The following is a 17,297-nucleotide window of genomic DNA, read 5'->3' on the forward strand; positions in this document are numbered from 1 at the left end:
TAAATCAACACACAAATAATTACTCAGGGTCAACTTTATAATAAGTACCATCCTTGGTTTTTTCAATTTCAAACATGATGGTATTTATGTTTTGATAATAAAGAGGTTCCCCGCTAACATCCGAAATAGTTAGAAAGTTGAAACGGCCTTCAAAAAAAAGAACTGAAACTACCCAGCATTGCATTGTTTTGCCATTGTGTTTTCCGAAGTCAACGTACTCTTTCTCTCTAAAAAAAGCATCATCAATGCAATTTTCAGAATAATATTTGCCTCTCAAATCTTTCACAATTATCTTAGCTTTCTCTATAATCTGCTCTTTTGTATGTTTCATAATTTTACTTTTATTAGTTCAATCCCGGCTTTTTCTCTATAGCCGTTTACATATTTTAAACTTTTTTTTAATTCCTCAACAGACCAACGATTTTTCTGTTTCCAAATTTCGTTCCAAACATGCGTTTCTTTTTCCCAAGGGGCTAAAGTATAATATTCTTCCTTAAGTTCTGCCCAATGCATTACATGGGTCTTTTCATGAAATGCCATCAAGTCTGTCGCATCTTTCCTTAGGAACATCTGCCTTGTTTCAGCGTTGAAACACCCCAATCCGCCCTCGGCATCCATATAAATGAATAAATCCCGTGCATTCTCAAATTCTATGCCACCAATAGTTATTTTCTTAAATTGTTTTGCATAAGGATTTTTCTTGATAACCCCCTCTACTGCCATTACATCCTCTTCAAGGATAAGTAGTACTTTTACACGAGAAAGCTCGCCACGGAACTTGCGAATTCCCGCTTCTTTTAATATTGTACCTCCCCATTTTCCTGTCCCGGGAGGTTTAGCCATAAAGTCGGTTTCCGCTACTTTCCGCATTTCGCGAATAATCCTCTCAATATCAGCAGTCTCTCCTGTAGTGGTAGCCGTTTTGCGTAACGCTTCTTCATACTTCAATATCTTCCCGGCACTTCTTCGCAGATTGACCAATAAGGAAGCAGTTGCTTCAGCCCCTAAAGTTAGTAATTCTAAATAAAATAAGGTTTCCCAAATTGCATTGCCAAGCTCGGTATCCCTTACCCCGGTTAATTTCATTAGGGTACTTGTTGTGCCGAAGGTAATCGACATTACACCCGAAGCGCCTTTTACATACCTTAGGATATTGACAGCCCTTCTCGCTTTTGATAATGCATCCACTCCTTCCGCAAGCTTAGCAAGCCGCGATAAATACCGCAGTTTGGCTATATTCCCAACGCCCGAAATGGTAGTTGCCACATCAAATGCATATTCGGCACCGGTCATTACGTTATGCCAAAACTGCGCATCGTGGTTGGCCTTTAGCATAAAAGCAGGCACCAGGGCATCGAGTTTTATAGCTGTATCCTGCACCCCAATGTTGGCAAGATATACAGGATGAAAAGGATGGTACCAATAATGGTCAATAACTTCTTTTGTTTTTTCCCCTCCGTCCCTTGAATAATTTTCAGTATCAATCACATATTTCCCTGTTTCAAACTCCACATGGATCATGCGCTCCTTTTGGTTGCGTGTATCAAAATATGCTTTTGTATTGGTCAAAAAGAAACCAATCATCTTTTCCGATTCGTAAGGCAGTATAAATGGCCCGTCGGAACTTTCGTAGAGCGTATTCCCGAGGTCGATATACATCCGGGAAGATCGCCAGGCGCGGTTTACAATCTTTAAAAATCCAGTATAGTCCTCGCCATTCAGTGCTCCGCAAAGATATTCCAGCGCCAGTTGTTTTTTGTCGGTCGTTTCGCAAAGTATCGCGATGAATTCTTTTTGCCATCGTTCATTTTCTTTGGGGTCGTCTCCATTCATCAATAAAGTAAGCAATTTTATGAAAAAGAGCTCCTCTTTTAGCATTCGCGAAGTAGCAAGGGCTTCTTTTTTGATGACCGCTTTTGCCAGTTTCCACCAGGTTTCAAGGGGTATATCGTCGGCAACAGACGGAGGCAGGAAATACAACATTTCCATTGCATCCATAAAATATAGTTCAGATCCATTACCCAGCTTATACCGAAGATCATCCAATATATCAGATTCAAAACTGTCGCGGAAATTGTCGCGCGCCATATCGCCACTACAGTATGATATATCAAATCCCTGGCTGAAAAGCGTGGCGTTTAAAAATGACAACAATCCGCCAACACTCCCGAAATCCAGCACCAGGGCGCAATCTCTCTCACGGATACCGAAAGACGGCCTGTAGCCGGGTTCGTAATAAAGATACGATAGTTTATAAGTACAATTGAATTCGAATTCCATAACCGGGATAAGGTTTATATCGGCTTTCCGGGTGTTTTTGAAAACCTTTACCTCGTTAACTACAAAGCCAGGCCTTTCTGTCGTCCCATCCCCTGCGAAACGCATTGTATGTGTTTTAAACTTATACTCATATTTGTCGTTTTGTATATCTTCGAGATAGCCTGCTTCAGGATCAAAATCTATAACATCATTGAATATCACTGTTTCGCTTAATTCCTGGGTAGCTATAACTACGCGGCCTTCCTGTGCATAATAAAAGTAATCCTCCGGACCAAACTCCAGGTGAAATTCCTGCAAATTTTCTTCAGGTGGTGTTTCAATGGCATTGTTATACAGGTTCAGGTAGGTGCCGGCTACCGTTTTGATATAGTATTTATGGCTTGTATCGGTATGCCACAAGTAAATATCCTGTGCATTATTTTCGATGATTGCGAAATAAAGCCTTCGGTACATGACTACATCGCTCATCAAATCTTCACGGGTTGCTGTGCAGGCTTCTCCGCCTTCGAGATAATTCAATACTACATTGTCCTGCGCCAGTTGATGATCATTCGCTTCTTCAGCTCTTCGTCCCAACCGGAGGTATTCTATCAGGTTGTCAAAATCTGCCATACTTAATTTTTGGGTTTAATAATATTATCGTTTTGGCTATACAGGCCACCTAATAATTCCTCATCGGCTTTCTTGTCCCATATCAAAGGGATGCCGTTAATGAATTGTGGCGGTAGCGGCTTTTGTTTAGGTTCATCCTTGGATTTTTTATCGGAAAAATTCACGGCATAAAGATTTAAAAGGTTAGTGTTGATTAATGCAAAAGCTTTTTGTAATAATAAAAACTCTTAAATCTGTTTCAAAATTGAAGACACATTGTAGTTAAACCGTGGGGCTAAAATTTCTCAAAATGCAACCATAAGAGAATTTCTGCATCTTATAAAAGATAAAAAAACTGAATCAGTAGTGTTTTATTTCCCCAGGAAAGAAGGATTTCGAAAGATGTCCTTCTTTCTGTTTTTAGGCATCTTATCAATTATTTGAAGCCAGGCTTTCCGCATCTTTTAATCCATTTTCCTGTCGTCCGCTATATCCCTCCTGCGTCGGGGATGCCGCTCCCACCAGGGCTATAACCAAACTTTAGGCGCTTTTTAAACGTTTGTGTACTCCAAATCAAAACAAAAACAACGGTGTAGTAAGCACGTTCTGTCGGCACGTTTCGCTCCCCTCTCCTTGGGAGAGGGGCCGGGGGAGAGGACTATAAGAGTGAGTTCAATTAGATTTATTCTAAATACAAATTGCACCCAATCTTTTGTTTATTAAGAAATTCCGCTACATTTGCACACGAATAAAAAGAACAACAAAAATTAAAATTTAGCACCATGCGTTTTACACAATCAAAATATGAGCTTATAAATGCGGGAAGTATCCCAGCATTGTGGCCCGGGTTGTGCGTGCCGAATTCTTAGACAGAAAATCTAATTATACATTATAGCAACCCGGACCTGTAAAGGCTCCGGGTTTTTTTATGCACATGACGATATATAATTTACATAACGTACAGCAGTCGTTCCTGACAGATCTCAGGTCGCCGCACCATTGTACCCAACCGGATATTCCCTTGTGAAAGGAGGAGTAAATGCCTATGCGTAGGCAAAGCCCGGTTCTGTAATGGTACCGGGCTTTTTTATTATGCCTTTCTAAGGAATAAAGGAAAATTAAAGCGTAATGTGGGCACATCACGCCCCCCTCTCCTTGGGAGAGGGGTCGGGGGAGAGGACTAATCGGCACGAGTGACGCGAGGCTAGGGGTACGCTAATCTGTAATAGAAATAAAGATTAAAAACAATAAATGACCAAAACAAAACCAGGCATCACCTAACAACCGTGTTGCCGCAACAATGAAAGGCAATGGAAACACAAAGCACAGCGATACAAATAGCAGCCCGGCCCGGTTTCAGGGAGATGGTTGAAAGGCTGTATGCAGAGCAGCGCCCGCTGCAATATGGCGAAACCACGCTCGAAGGCTTTATCCGGTTCCAGTTTGCATCCATGGACATGATGGGTGAAAGCCATAAGCCAAAAAAAGATGCTTTCCGGATACTATTGCTGCTTATGCATACAAAGAAATGTTACGGTGTGCTGCGGAATCCGGCTTTCATTAATGTGCTGGTAAACGTTGCCTGGTTTGAAGACAAAACGGTACGGCCTGTAGCGGAATGGGTAAAAGACAGCCTCACTGCCGAGGGCCAGCTCGCATCGCTAATAAGGCATTGCTTCGCAAAATACGAAGTGCCGGAGTTCATGGAATATACTTTCGCCGAAAACAGCAGGATACCTATGTACTATTATATAAAGCTGGGCAGGGGCGACAGTGTGCAGGCATTGAATATCATTCCGGCAGGCTTTACGGCCCGGATGGCCCACGAGTTCAGGAATACGCCAAAGCAGTTCACCATAGTGCAGGCGATACGGAGGGCGCAGGCTTTGGGCTGTGGCGCAACCGCCGCACGGGCCGAAGCTGTGGCATGGGCACATGAGTTCGAAAGGTTCCAAAACCCGGTGTTTACTTTGGCAGTGATACGGTTCGTGGCGAAGGTTGAAGAGAACATCCCTTTCGACCAGTTGCAGCAGGCGCTGGAATACCTTAACGAAATGTACAGGACAAATAATGCCTACAGCTTCAAAGGCAGGACATGGGCATCTGTAACCAAAAGGGCGGCGGAGTACCATGCCGAGCTTGCCAGAAAACGTGCGGCAGAACAATTCAGCGACTGGGAGTTGTGTGGCGTGAAAGACTATGAAGTTGAAAAAGAAAATGGCATCTTCAGGATAATACAGTTGGGCACATCCGAAGCGTTGTATGAGGAAGGCCGCGAAATGTCGCATTGTGTTGCCGATTATGCCTACGACTGTACACTCGGCACTGTTGCTATCTTCTCTATGAGGAGGTTCGTGCCCGGTGATGTAGGCTATGTAACCTTGGCAACTATAGAAGTAGCTATTGAGACTGCCGAGATCGTACAGGCAAAAGCGAAGTTCAACGAAATGCCTTGTGACGAAGCGAGGGCGGTAATGATGGATTGGGCTGTGGCTGAGAAATTGACCGATGGTACTTTTTATGAAGAGGAATATGTTCCGCCGCCGCCTGCTGACGTACATTATCAGGGTGGGCAGCCTGTACAGCAGCCTGTAGACTACTACAGGCCATACAGGCCAAAGAATGAAATAAGCGCGACCGAAGTTGTACGGATTGTATTGATAATAATAAAGGTCCTTTGGATCTTGTCAAAACTACGGTAAGGCAGCGCAACTGTTGCCTTACCCTAATTAAAAAATTAAAATTATGGCAAAATTAAAACTAAGAGGCAAAGACCTCATCGATATAGGATATCCGCAAAATAAATCCATCAGCATTGCTATGGACATCATGCAGAAGCACTTCAAAAAAGAGTCGAAGCCAAAAGCGCTTGCGATGCTGAAGGAAGTGCTGGATGATCCTGAAAAGTATACCGCCGACGGCACCTTTGGCAAAATAGCCGAAGCGTTGCAGGAAGCCAAAAAGACCGAAGCACGGCAACTGAATACTACGCGTGCGCCGTTTACCATTTTTGGGGAGAACGGTATCGAGGCAGCCGCTAAAGAACAATTGTATACTGCGCTTAAGCTGCCGGTTTCCAAAGCCGGGGCGTTGATGACGGACGGGCATTTCGGTTACGGGCTGCCGATTGGCGGGGTGTTGGCAACCGAGAATGCCGTGATCCCGTATGGTGTGGGTGTCGATATCGGGTGCCGGATGTGCCTGAGTATTTTCGACATCAGTCCATCGTTCATTGAAGGGCACAAAGACAAGTACGTCGGCATACTCGGAACACACACGAAGTTCGGCCCGAACGAGGTGCATCGCAGCCCCAACGACCATGAGGTGTTCGAACGGGATGCCTTCAGGGAGATCCCGCTCCTGAAAAAGCTTAAAGACAAAGCGTTCCTGCAATTGGGAAGCTCCGGTGGCGGCAATCACTTTGTGGAGTTCGGCATCGTAGAAGTGTTGGGAGACGAGAATGAGTTCAACGTTCCGCCGGGTAACTATGTGGGCGTATTATCGCACAGCGGGTCACGAAGCCTTGGCGGCAATGTGGCTACACAGTACACCGACCTTGCCATGAAGCAAACACCGCTGCCTAAAGAAGCACGGCACCTTGCCTGGCTGGACCTAGACACTCAGGAAGGTCAGGAATACTGGATAGCGATGAACCTCGCGGGCGATTATGCTTCGGCGTGTCACCACGACATCCATAAGCGTATTTCGAAGGCATTAGGTGAAAGACCGCTGGCGATGATCGAGAACCACCACAACTTTGCGTGGAAGGAGATCGTGGAAGGACAGGAATTAATCGTGCACCGCAAAGGGGCCACTCCGGCACAAAAGAATGTGCTGGGCATCATCCCGGGATCGATGACCGCGCCGGGCTATATCGTGAAAGGCAAAGGCAACCCACTATCGCTCAGTTCGGCCTCACACGGGGCAGGTCGGCAGATGTCGCGTACCGAGGCCAAACGCTCCATCACCCAAAGCGAACTCAAAAAAGTGCTGAAGGATAATGGCGTAACGCTCCTTGGCGCAGGCCTGGATGAAGCGCCTATGGCTTACAAGGACATTAAAAAAGTCATGGCGCACCAAACCGAACTGGTTGATGTGGTAGGGACTTTTCTCCCGAAGATCGTAAGGATGGATAGGGGGTAGCGTTTTGTCATTCTGAACGAAATGCAATGAAGTGAAGAATCTCATATGTTTTTTAGAGATTCTTCCTTCGTCAGAATGACAAACGATACCAAAAAAAACAAGATAAATAACAACGCCATTATTGGCACAAAACAATAACAATGGGAATTAACACCTACGAAGTGATGTACATCCAGGCAAGGGACAATTACCCCTATAATGTGGACGAATGCATCGAGAAATTGCAGTACGTGATCGCGGCCGATAATGAGCATGCCGGGGCAAACTTCCTTATGGGAAGGATCTATGAGGAGCAGTTGGAAGACTACAAGCAGGCGGAGTTTTATTACAGGATGACGCTGTACCTTGACAACGAGTACCTGCCGGCGTATTACCAATATGTGAACATGCTTATCAACAGGAACAGGCTTGAAGAGGCGCTAAAGATCATCGATCTGGGTAAAAAAGTACCCGGCGCCGACATGGCAAGGCTGGCCTGTTTACAGGGAATACTTTATGAAAAGTATGAAATGTACAGCACCGCTATCGACTATTATACCGATGCGAAAAAAGCCGCCATGAACACGTATTTCATGAATGCGATGGACGACCACATAAAAAGGGTGAAGGACAAACAGCGCCTTGATAAAAAGTCTAAAAAGAAGGAAGCCAAATCAAAAAAAGAAAAGGCTTCATAAGCAAGGGCTGTCCGGGAGGGCAGCCTTTTACTTTATCCATAAGCTGTCGGTAAAATAATGCATGCAATCCATAAAATTATGTACCACATTAAACCCAGCCGATCCGGCCAGTGTAGTTATACTTTCTAACGTATATTTCTTAGAAAGCTCCGTCCATACCAGCTCATCTTTTTCAAAATAAAAGGTTGTGTTGAGCAAAGCACTGTGGACATGCTGTTTTTTAAGGCTAACGAGATAACTGTTCACTTCTCCATTTTGCGGATTGTAATCGCAGTAAAAATCAAACTGGTCCAGGTTGATATCGGCATCCAGTTCCCTGTTTATCCGGGTCAGCAGATTCATATTAAAGGACTTTGTTACGCCATAGGAATCATCATACGCTTTCTGTATGACCCTCGGATTTTTTTGCAGGTCCATTCCCATCAGCAGCATATCGCCCGCTTTCATCTGCGTATGAAATTTTTCAAGTAACGCTATCGCTTCAGCATCTTTGTAGTTACCAATGTTGCCTCCCAAAAAGAGGAACAGTGCAGGTTTCCCGCTATCAATCCCGGTGAGCGCCTCAAAATAGTCGCCCGTTTGCGGCTGCATGTCTATACCCGGCAATGCCAGGTTTATATTGGCTTCAAGTACGTCAATAGCTTCCTGTGATATGTCTATCGGTATATAAGTAAAAGGAACTCCATGCTCCATAAAAGCCTTCAGCAAGTGCTTGGTTTTCATACCGTCTCCACAGCCGAATTCAATTATATTAAAGGGGGCGGTAAAAGGAAGTTCGTTTACAATAGCTGGAGATTGCTGCGAGAGTATCTCGAACTCGCAACCGGTTGGGTAATATTCGGGCATTGCCATTATTTCCATAAAAATGCGGCTGCCCCTGTCATCATAAAAATATTTTGACGGCAGGAATTTCGGGCTTGCAGTAAGTCCTTTGGTTACATCTTCTGCAAACGGATTTGTTAAGGTGGTAGTCTTCATAATAATGCTACAGTTTTACGAGACGTATGCCGGTAAACTGCCAGCGTTCATCAGGATGAAAAAAATTACGGTAGGTGTTGCGGCTGTGTGCCTTTGGCGTAGCGCACGAAGAGCCACGCAAAACCATCTGGTTAATCATGAATTTGCCATTGTACTCCCCTATAGCACCTTCGGGTTTCCAGAAACGGGGGTAAGGAAGGTAAGCGCTATGGGTCCATTCCCAACGGTGGCCCCAGTTAAATAATGAAGATGCAGCTTCCCATTCAAATTCGGTAGGCAGGCGCATCCTTTTCCATTCGGCATAAGCAGCCGCTTCATAAAAGCTGATGTGGGTGAGCATGGCATCGGGATTTACTTTTTCCAACCCCCGCAGGGTGTATTGATGCCACTCTCCATCAATGTTGTGCCAGTATAAAGGAGCATGGATATCCTGCTGCAAAACCCAGCTCCAGCCTTCATCCAGCCAATAGTTAAAGTCCGAGTAGCCGCCGGCATTCATAAACTCCAGATATTCGGCATTAGTAACGAGCCGTGCAGAAATTTCAAAGGCATCCAGGAATACTTTATGCGCCCCGTGCTCATTATCAAAGCTAAAGCCATCGGCAGTATGGCCAATGGTATACAGGCCTTCCGGGATAGCAATGAAACCGGTGGCTTCTTCCTCGCGTGCTTCCCAGTCAATATCTTCATTATAAACAGGAAAAATCGGGTTGTGGCCAAGGATGTATTTTATGTCGGTTATCAGCAGTTCCTGGTGCTGCTGCTCATGGTTAAGCCCAAGGGTAACAATATCCTGAAATTCGGTGTCGCTGCCTTTAAGCTGCAATATAATTTCCATATGCATGTCCACATACTGCCGGTATTCGTATATCCTGTCTGTTCCGGGACGGGTAATGTTGCCCCTTTGGGTACGCAGTACCCTTTTGCCTACGGTATTGTAATAACTGTTGAACAGGAAGCCAAAATCGCTATCAAATTCGGCATACCCATCAAGATACTTCTTCAATATAAATTCTTCAAAAAACCAGGTGCTGTGGGCAAGGTGCCACTTGGGCGGACTCACAAACGGGACCGGCTGAGGCACATAGTCTTCGGTTTGCAAAACGCTGCAAATATGTTCGGTATGTTTCCTGACAGAAATATAGTGGTCGAAAAAACTCATAGTAAGGATTTCCACTAAATTACTAATTCTGTTTTTCCTTTAGCCTTTTCTGTTTTTCTTTTTAACCAAAAGATAACATCTGTTTACTGGATTTACAGCCTTCTGTGTCAGTTATTAATTTTTTAATTCCGCCCCTTCTCCTCCGGATATAATTCCTGTACCGGGTCGCTCTGCCAGTACTCTTTGGTGTCCGCATCCATTATGGTTAGTGGCCCTTTAAACGCTGCACCGGTATCTACATTCCATACATTCGCCATATTTACAGGAACGGTTTTCCCGATCCGGGTAACAGGCGTATGGCCTATGAATATTTCTTTATACAGTGTAAAACGTTTAGGGTAGTAAGGGTGTTCGTGCCCGATGTTTTTATCCAATGCCAGGGCGGTTTCCCATAAGGTACGCTCCCAGTAGAACATCCGCTTAAAGTATTCGTGCTTTACGCCGTTGAGATTGGTAAACCCGGCATGAACGAAAAGCCGGTTGCTATCGTCAAGGTAATAATCTTCAAGGCTTTCCAAAAAGAGGATATGCAGCTGAATTTTATCTTTATCAAGCGTATTATAACATTCCATGGTAATGCGCCCGCCGTGGTTGAACCATTCTTCGGAATATTCGCCTGTCTTTAGCCATGTGAGGAGCAGGTCGTCATGGTTGCCGCGAATGAAGATGCAGTTGAAGTTTGATTTCAGGCCGATCAGATGATCGATTACTTCGGGCGACTGCCCCCAGCCATCTACATAATCGCCTAAAAATATAAGGCGGTCATTTGGCGTTGCAGCCGATCTTTCTAAAATTTGCTTTAGTGCTTTGTAGCTTCCGTGGATGTCGCCTATTACAAGATTCCTGCTCATTGATTGATGAAAAATTATGAAATGTAAATTTACTATTTTGCAGGAAAGTTAGTGCTTTGGAAACGGCCGATTTAAAAAAACATTAACTTTAGCGAAAACAAACAATTTCAGGCATGAAGGCAAAACTACTTTTAGTATTATCATTCATTTCAATGGCAGGATACGCTCAGCTGCAAACAGAAGGTTTTGAAAACAACGGTAATGCTTTGCCGATAGGATGGCAGCAAATAAATGTATCAGGCCCCGCATGGCAATGGCATCCATCGATGACGGGTAATCCCGATCAACCGCCTTTCGAGGGCGACCATGCAGCATATATGTCTGATGAAAATGTAGCTTCGGGAACAGCAGAAGACTGGCTGGTAACCCCACAATTCCTGGTAATTGAAAATGCCCACCTCAAATTTTATTCCAGATTGCAGCAGGATGGCGACCAGCAGACGACTTACAGGGTTATGATCCATGTGGGCCTCAGCCCTATAGATATATCATCCTACACCGAATTACAGCAGTGGACCGAATTAGAGATCAACCCGCAACAGTTGGTATACAATGAAATTGTTGTGCCGATCCCTGCGGCTTATGTAGGGCAGATGGCCTATATTGCCTTTGTAATGAATAGCGATAATGGTGATGGCTGGCTTGTAGACGATGTTGGTGTTTACGGAGGTGTAATGAACGCTTCCAATTTTACTAATGAGGGCATAAAACTATATCCGAACCCGGTTAAAGAACAACTCAATATTACCATGTCAGGTAAAGATTTCCTGTCTGTGGAAGTGTTTGATTGTAATGGCCGCAAGTGTATAACTTCCTTAAACGATGGCAAGATAGATATGAGCCTATTATCGGGAGGATTGTATCTTGTAAAAGTAACAACCCCTGAAGGGACGGGAAGCTACAAGGTATTTAAAGAATAAACTATTCCCCCTGTGCTGTACGGTCATATTTCATTTTCCTCAAAATGCGCATCGCTTCTTTAAACGACACATATACATTCCCGTCCGGATAGGCTTTCAGCAATGGCTTGGCATCAATCAGCTTGCGCTTGGCATCGGCAAAACCGTTCAGGTAGCACACCATTAGTGTAGAAGGCAGGTTGTAGATGTCCTTTTGCTCGCGTTCCGAAAGCGGTACACCCTTCTCCAATTTTGCCAATAGCACGAGGTTGGAATTATAAATGTGGTGCATCATCTTGCGGTTGTACTGCGGCGGTTCGAACAAAAGTGTTGACTCAATATTGTAATAGCCATTCTCCTTAAAACGGATGCTCACTTCCTCCAGCGGATAGTAGCTTGTTTTGTCGTTAAGGCCCAGCGACACATATTCCGTAATCGAAAACGTATCCTCATTGTAATCGATGCTAACCTCATCTAAGGTAGAATAGAACAGCTTCACCTGCTCATTGATGAGCTCAATATCTACCCTCGAAAAATAGGTTTTCCCCCTAACCACTTTTTTATGCCCTGCCCAGCAGACGATGAACAGTTCCTGGAAAACCTTGTATTTCGCGGTCATGTCCTTGTGGCGATTGGTAACAAAATCCATCACGCCTTCCAGCGTGTGCTCTATGCTGTTGCGTGATCCGTTCTCAATCTGTGCCACAGTATCGGCATTGCGGTAATCCATGTTTTCGACATCGGCAAGGTCGGCAGGAATGGAGTTGCTTCCCCTCCGCACAAACACAGCGCCGGCGGGGATAGTATACACGTTCTTTTTGAAAAACGACGGCTTGTTGTTGGGATGTATGGTTACCAGTCCTATCACTTTGTCTTTCGGCAGGCTTGGGAAAGGTACGTTCTCATATTGTATCTTCGGTGGGTTCTCAAGATAAGCGTTCACAAGGTTCTGTATGCGGCTGTCATCGTAAAAGTCGGTGCCGGTTATTTCGTTGTCGTGATCTTCCACACCCACAACAATATATGAGTTGTTGGAAGGGTTGGAATTGGACAACGCACAGATATGCTTTACGAATTTTCCCTTGCCTTCTTTGGTATGCAGGTTCAGCTGGCGCTTCTTATCATAAAAGCTGCTCTCATCATTGTGAGCCAGCAGGTTTTTTATGAGGAGGCGCTTGTTTATCATTGCTTAGGCAAAATAGAATAGTTCAAGTATAATATTTTTTTCATTACGCCATTTTATCCAGGCGGATTTTTCATTTTCCTGGTGTCCCCATGATACCCTCAACCATTCGCCTTTTACTTCGACCGGCATATAAAGCTCATCTTTCATTTTTGCAACGGTTTCTGATCCGTCATCCGGCAACTCCTTTAAAGGATTAATTTTTTCATCAAAGTCTACACAGCATATATTCAGGATATGCTCATCCCATGTTTCTAATTTTATTTTACCGGGCTCTTTAGCAACCAATGCAGGGCCGTTTTTCCAATTAACAGTATAGTAGCGGCTATTCTCATCAAGGCATTGCAATCTCAATACTTGTTTTTCATCCTCAAGCAGAATAGTAGTTATTGGATTTTGATCATGGTCAAGGATTATTACTTTATCTCCTAGTCCGAAGTTTTCTTCTGCAACTATTACACCGATACCATCAGTAGACAGATTATTGTACATTTTATGGAAATCATCTGGTGAATCGATAGTTTCTTTCGGCTCTGTTTCAACAGAATCTTTTGATGTAGATGCTGTTGAAGATAAAGGATTTTCAGGTTGGTAAGCGTCTTTTTTGCAGCTAATGCTCAATGTTGTTGCAAATAATCCTATAAAAACTATATTTCTGTTTAGCCTTCTCATAACCTGGTCACTATCGTTGCACTGGCCTGCGCAGTTGGCAATATTAGGAGATCCGCAATATTCACATGGTACGGCCGCGTCACTACAAAATGGATAACATCCGCTATATCTTCCGGCTTCAATGGCTCAAAACCTTTATAAACGTTCTCTGCCCTGGGGGTATCGCCTTTAAAGCGCACTTCGGAGAATTCGGTGTTCACCATTCCAGGGTTTATCGCCCCTACACGGATGCCATATTGGTTGAGGTCCATGCGCATGCCCTGGTTCAGTGCATCCACAGCGTGTTTGGTCGCAGCGTAAACATTGCCATTCGGGTACACTTCTTTTCCTGCAATCGAGCCTATATTGATGATGTGCCCGCTCTTACGCGCTACCATGCCGGGGATCACTTCTTTGGAAACATACAGCAGGCCTTTTACATTAATGTCGATCATCGCATCCCAGTCGTCTGCATCGCCGTTTTGTATAGGGTCAAGACCGTGGGCATTACCGGCGTTGTTGATAAGCACATCGATATGGGCGAACTCTTTTGGAATAGAGGCGATCGCTGCTTCTACATCTTTCCGGTCACGCACATCGAAATTGAGCGTGTGCACTTTCGTCAATGCCGAGAATTCGTCATGCAATTCGGCAAGCCTGTCTTCCCTGCGCCCACAGATGATGATCTTAAAATTGTTCTTTGCCAGCAGCCGTGCCGTTGCCCTGCCGATACCGCTTGTTGCTCCTGTTATTAATGCTGTCTTCATTTTTTGTATTTCAGATTTCAGATTGTAGATTTTAGATTGAGCTTCACTCAGACGTCAGATATTCATCCCTACGAAGTTCCCCCTTTGGGGGTTAGGGGGCTCTAAGGCACTTTCTGCCCCATGCTTTCTGTCCATATCGCAAACCAGTCTTCCAGTTCCAGTTGAAGCCTTGTTGCCCTCATTTGGTTCTTTAGCCTGTCGGTATTGGTGGAACCCGTTACCGGGATGATTCCCGCCGGATGCCTCATGATCCAGGATAACAATATGACATCAGCGCTTGCCTCATATTTTTCTATAAATGACATCAGAAGCATCTTTAATCGTTCCGACTGCTCTGTCTCTGCTTTGAATACGGAACCTATCGGGCTCCATGCCATTGGCTTTATGCCGTTCACCTGCATGTAGTCGAGGCTGCCATCGAGCATCGGCTCAAAATGCGTGGCCGAAAACTCGATCTGGTTGCAGGCTACTTCCGTGCGGGAACGGATGAGGTCGGTTTGGCTGTTGGTAAAATTGGATAAGCCGAACTCCTTTATTTTGCCTTCGTTTTTCAGCTTTTCTACAGCTTCGGCAATCTCATCAGGCTGCATGAGCGGACTTGGGCGATGCAGCAGCAGGACGTCGAGATAATCGGTTTGCAGGAATTTCAGCGAGTTCTCTGCCGACCAGATAATATATTCTTTTGAGTAGTCGTAGTGCTTTACTTTGGTCGGGCGGCTGCCAAGTGTGTGCTGTATACCGCATTTCGATATCAGCTGTATGGCTTCGCGCGCAATTCCACTTTCGGCGAATGCCCTGCCAAATTCTTCCTCGGTAGTATAGCCGCCGTATATATCGGCATGGTCAAAAGTGGTGATGCCATACCCGATGCATTCATGCATCAGCTGTATCATTTGGGCAGTGGTGAAGTTAGCCTGCCACACGCCCCAGTTCATCGTTCCCGCAATTATCGGGGACAGTTTTATGTTCATCGAATGGATTTATTTTTTAATTGCCATAAAAATAGGAAAAATAGGATTGGCAAAATGCCAATACCGTTATTTCGGGGTTAATTCTTAACAAGTCGTTAACATACATGGAATATATTAAAAGTCTATTTGTTTCGTTAGCTTTACATCACTAAATTCACACTCCAAAACTTTTAGGATATGGAAGATACAACATCGTCCCTGGATATAAGGGCGATCAACGAAAAAATAGAACGCGAAAGCGCCTTTGTTGACCTGCTCACCATGGAAATGAACAAGGTCATCGTCGGACAGAAATATATGATAGAGCGCCTGCTCATCGGGCTTTTGGGCCAGGGGCATATTCTACTTGAAGGCGTTCCCGGACTTGCAAAAACCTTGGCTATCAATACGCTGTCGCAGGCAGTGCATGGCAGCTTCAGCCGTATCCAGTTCACGCCCGACCTGCTTCCTGCCGATGTGGTGGGAACGATGATCTACAATATCAAGCAAAATGAATTTACGATAAAGAAAGGCCCTATATTCGCCAACTTCGTTCTTGCGGATGAGATTAACCGTGCGCCGGCCAAAGTGCAGAGTGCATTGCTTGAGGCGATGCAGGAAAAGCAGGTAACCATTGGCGACGAGACGTTTAAGCTCCAGCAGCCGTTCCTGGTAATGGCGACCCAAAACCCCGTAGAGCAGGAAGGTACCTATCCGCTGCCTGAAGCACAGGTAGACCGTTTTATGCTTAAGGCCGTTATCGACTATCCAAAAATGGATGAGGAGCGCCTTGTAATCCGCCAAAACCTGAAAGGGGCTTATGCCAAAGTGAACCAGGTAGTTTCGGTGGAACAGATACTAAGGGCACAGCAAACCGTCCGCGAAGTATACATGGACGAAAAGATCGAGAAATACATACTCGACATCGTGTTTGCCACCCGTTACCCTGAAAAATACAAGCTTGAAAAAATAAAGCCGTGGATAAGCTTCGGCTCATCGCCAAGGGGAAGCATCAACCTTGCCGTGGCAGCCAAGTGCTATGCGTTCATTAAGCGCCGTGGTTTTGTAATACCGGAAGACGTGCGCGCTGTAGTATATGACGTACTGCGCCACAGGATAGGCATTACCTACGAAGCGGAAGCCGAGAACATCACCTCGGTGGATATTATCAATAAGATCATTAATGAGGTAGAGGTGCCGTAGGCAGTTTGAAAGTCTGAAAGTAAAAAGTTTGAATGTTCATTACGTTCCGCAAACTTTACAACTTTCAACATTCTAACATTGAACTGTAATGAAAGAAATATTTAAAAAGGTTCGTAAAATAGAGATAAAGACCCGAAGGCTGAGCGATCACATCTTCTCGGGGGAATACCATACGTCCTTTAAGGGGCGGGGTATGACCTTTAGCGAGGTGCGCCAGTACCAGTTCGGGGATGATGTGCGTGCTATCGACTGGAACGTGACCGCGCGCTACAACGAGCCTTATGTAAAAGTATTTGAGGAAGAGCGCGAGCTCACTATGATGCTGATGGTGGATATCAGCGGCTCGGAGAACTTCGGTTCGCAAAACCAGTTTAAAAAAGATATGGTAACCGAGATTGCTGCTACAATGGCATTTTCGGCTACACAGAATAATGATAAAATAGGCCTTATACTGTTTTCGGACCAGATAGAATTGTACATCCCGCCGAAAAAAGGGAAATCGCACGTGCTGCGCATTATCCGCGACCTGATAGAATTTAAACCGAAGAGCAATAAAACGGGACTTTCGCAGGCGCTGAAGTTCCTCTCAGGTACACAGAAAAAGAAGGCTATCGTGTTCCTGATATCCGATTTTATGGATACCGGGTATGAGCATACACTGAAAATAGCGTCGAAAAAGCACGACATTACCGGGATACGGGTATACGACATTCGTGAGGAGAAAATGCCGGACATAGGCATGGTCGATATGGCCGATGCCGAAACAGGCGAAGTCCTGACCGTAGATACAGGCTCTAAAGCGGTGAGGGTGCAGTATGAAAAGCACTACGCCGAAAGGGTACAATATTTTAGGGAGACCTTCAGCCGCTGCGGTGCCGGAACGGTAAGCGCGCAGGTTGGGGAATCGTATGTAACCAAGCTGCTGGGCTATTTTAAAAGCAGGGGTTAAGAGAACATGATAC

At 45.0% G+C, this 17,297-nt stretch carries 15 protein-coding genes; 6 read left to right on the forward strand and 9 right to left on the reverse strand.

The window, feature by feature from the left end:
- Positions 1 to 19 precede the first annotated feature (19 nt).
- Together AAEO56_RS12640 and AAEO56_RS12645 are read right to left on the reverse strand one after the other, a co-directional pair.
- The gene (locus AAEO56_RS12640; RefSeq protein ID WP_341697432.1) at positions 20 to 331 is read right to left on the reverse strand and encodes a hypothetical protein; all 312 of its coding nucleotides are present in this window, start codon (positions 329 to 331) and stop codon (positions 20 to 22) included.
- Complete coding sequence (locus tag AAEO56_RS12645; RefSeq protein ID WP_341697433.1) at positions 328 to 2,892, reverse strand: zincin-like metallopeptidase toxin domain-containing protein; 2,565 nt, start codon at positions 2,890 to 2,892, stop codon at positions 328 to 330. The genes AAEO56_RS12640 and AAEO56_RS12645 overlap by 4 nt, the downstream gene beginning before the upstream one ends.
- 1,289 nt (positions 2,893 to 4,181) lie before the next feature.
- Here AAEO56_RS12645 and AAEO56_RS12650 point away from each other — a divergent pair.
- The 3 genes from AAEO56_RS12650 to AAEO56_RS12660 all read left to right on the forward strand — a co-directional run bounded on the left by AAEO56_RS12650 (position 4,182) and on the right by AAEO56_RS12660 (position 7,691).
- Positions 4,182 to 5,573, forward strand: a complete 1,392-nt coding sequence (locus AAEO56_RS12650; protein ID WP_341697434.1) for a PcfJ domain-containing protein — start codon at positions 4,182 to 4,184, stop codon at positions 5,571 to 5,573.
- Between the two features lie 43 nt (positions 5,574 to 5,616).
- The gene (locus AAEO56_RS12655; RefSeq protein ID WP_341697435.1) at positions 5,617 to 7,014 is read left to right on the forward strand and encodes an RtcB family protein; all 1,398 of its coding nucleotides are present in this window, start codon (positions 5,617 to 5,619) and stop codon (positions 7,012 to 7,014) included.
- A gap of 140 nt (positions 7,015 to 7,154) precedes the next feature.
- Positions 7,155 to 7,691 (forward strand): tetratricopeptide repeat protein, encoded by a 537-nt coding sequence (locus tag AAEO56_RS12660; protein WP_341697436.1) that lies wholly within the window; start codon positions 7,155 to 7,157, stop codon positions 7,689 to 7,691.
- A gap of 27 nt (positions 7,692 to 7,718) precedes the next feature.
- On the opposite strand, the gene egtD is transcribed toward AAEO56_RS12660, so the two are convergent.
- The 3 genes from egtD to AAEO56_RS12675 all read right to left on the reverse strand — a co-directional run bounded on the left by egtD (position 7,719) and on the right by AAEO56_RS12675 (position 10,682).
- Positions 7,719 to 8,669, reverse strand: a complete 951-nt coding sequence (gene egtD, locus AAEO56_RS12665; protein WP_341697437.1) for an L-histidine N(alpha)-methyltransferase — start codon at positions 8,667 to 8,669, stop codon at positions 7,719 to 7,721.
- A gap of 7 nt (positions 8,670 to 8,676) precedes the next feature.
- Positions 8,677 to 9,831: an ergothioneine biosynthesis protein EgtB gene (egtB, locus tag AAEO56_RS12670; protein WP_341697438.1), complete on the reverse strand. Its 1,155-nt coding sequence runs from the start codon at positions 9,829 to 9,831 to the stop codon at positions 8,677 to 8,679.
- 122 nt (positions 9,832 to 9,953) lie between these two features.
- Entirely contained in the window at positions 9,954 to 10,682 is a 729-nt protein-coding gene (locus AAEO56_RS12675) for a metallophosphoesterase family protein (protein ID WP_341697439.1), read from the reverse strand.
- A gap of 113 nt (positions 10,683 to 10,795) precedes the next feature.
- Here AAEO56_RS12675 and AAEO56_RS12680 point away from each other — a divergent pair, with 113 nt between their 5' ends.
- The gene (locus AAEO56_RS12680) at positions 10,796 to 11,602 is read left to right on the forward strand and encodes a T9SS-dependent choice-of-anchor J family protein (RefSeq protein WP_341697440.1); all 807 of its coding nucleotides are present in this window, start codon (positions 10,796 to 10,798) and stop codon (positions 11,600 to 11,602) included.
- A 1-nt stretch (position 11,603) separates the two neighbouring features.
- On the opposite strand, the gene AAEO56_RS12685 is transcribed toward AAEO56_RS12680, so the two are convergent.
- The 4 genes from AAEO56_RS12685 to AAEO56_RS12700 all read right to left on the reverse strand — a co-directional run bounded on the left by AAEO56_RS12685 (position 11,604) and on the right by AAEO56_RS12700 (position 15,153).
- Positions 11,604 to 12,767: an ATP-binding protein gene (locus tag AAEO56_RS12685; RefSeq protein WP_341697441.1), complete on the reverse strand. Its 1,164-nt coding sequence runs from the start codon at positions 12,765 to 12,767 to the stop codon at positions 11,604 to 11,606.
- Between the two features lie 3 nt (positions 12,768 to 12,770).
- Positions 12,771 to 13,436: a hypothetical protein gene (locus AAEO56_RS12690; protein WP_341697442.1), complete on the reverse strand. Its 666-nt coding sequence runs from the start codon at positions 13,434 to 13,436 to the stop codon at positions 12,771 to 12,773.
- Positions 13,433 to 14,182, reverse strand: a complete 750-nt coding sequence (locus AAEO56_RS12695; protein WP_341697443.1) for an SDR family NAD(P)-dependent oxidoreductase — start codon at positions 14,180 to 14,182, stop codon at positions 13,433 to 13,435. Before AAEO56_RS12695 ends, AAEO56_RS12690 begins: the two co-directional genes overlap by 4 nt.
- Positions 14,183 to 14,283: 101 nt before the next feature.
- Positions 14,284 to 15,153 carry an aldo/keto reductase gene (locus AAEO56_RS12700; RefSeq protein WP_341697444.1) on the reverse strand — a complete coding sequence of 290 codons (870 nt, stop codon included), beginning with the start codon at positions 15,151 to 15,153 and terminating at the stop codon, positions 14,284 to 14,286.
- A gap of 177 nt (positions 15,154 to 15,330) precedes the next feature.
- On the opposite strand from AAEO56_RS12700, the gene AAEO56_RS12705 reads away from it, so the two are divergent.
- The gene (locus tag AAEO56_RS12705; protein ID WP_341697445.1) at positions 15,331 to 16,335 is read left to right on the forward strand and encodes an AAA family ATPase; all 1,005 of its coding nucleotides are present in this window, start codon (positions 15,331 to 15,333) and stop codon (positions 16,333 to 16,335) included.
- Positions 16,336 to 16,423: 88 nt separating this feature from the next.
- Positions 16,424 to 17,284 carry a DUF58 domain-containing protein gene (locus AAEO56_RS12710; RefSeq protein WP_341697446.1) on the forward strand — a complete coding sequence of 287 codons (861 nt, stop codon included), beginning with the start codon at positions 16,424 to 16,426 and terminating at the stop codon, positions 17,282 to 17,284.
- Positions 17,285 to 17,297 lie beyond the last annotated feature (13 nt).

It is taken from the genome of Flavobacterium arundinis (assembly GCF_038289855.1).
Classification (GTDB): Bacteria; Bacteroidota; Bacteroidia; order Flavobacteriales; family Flavobacteriaceae; genus Flavobacterium; species Flavobacterium arundinis.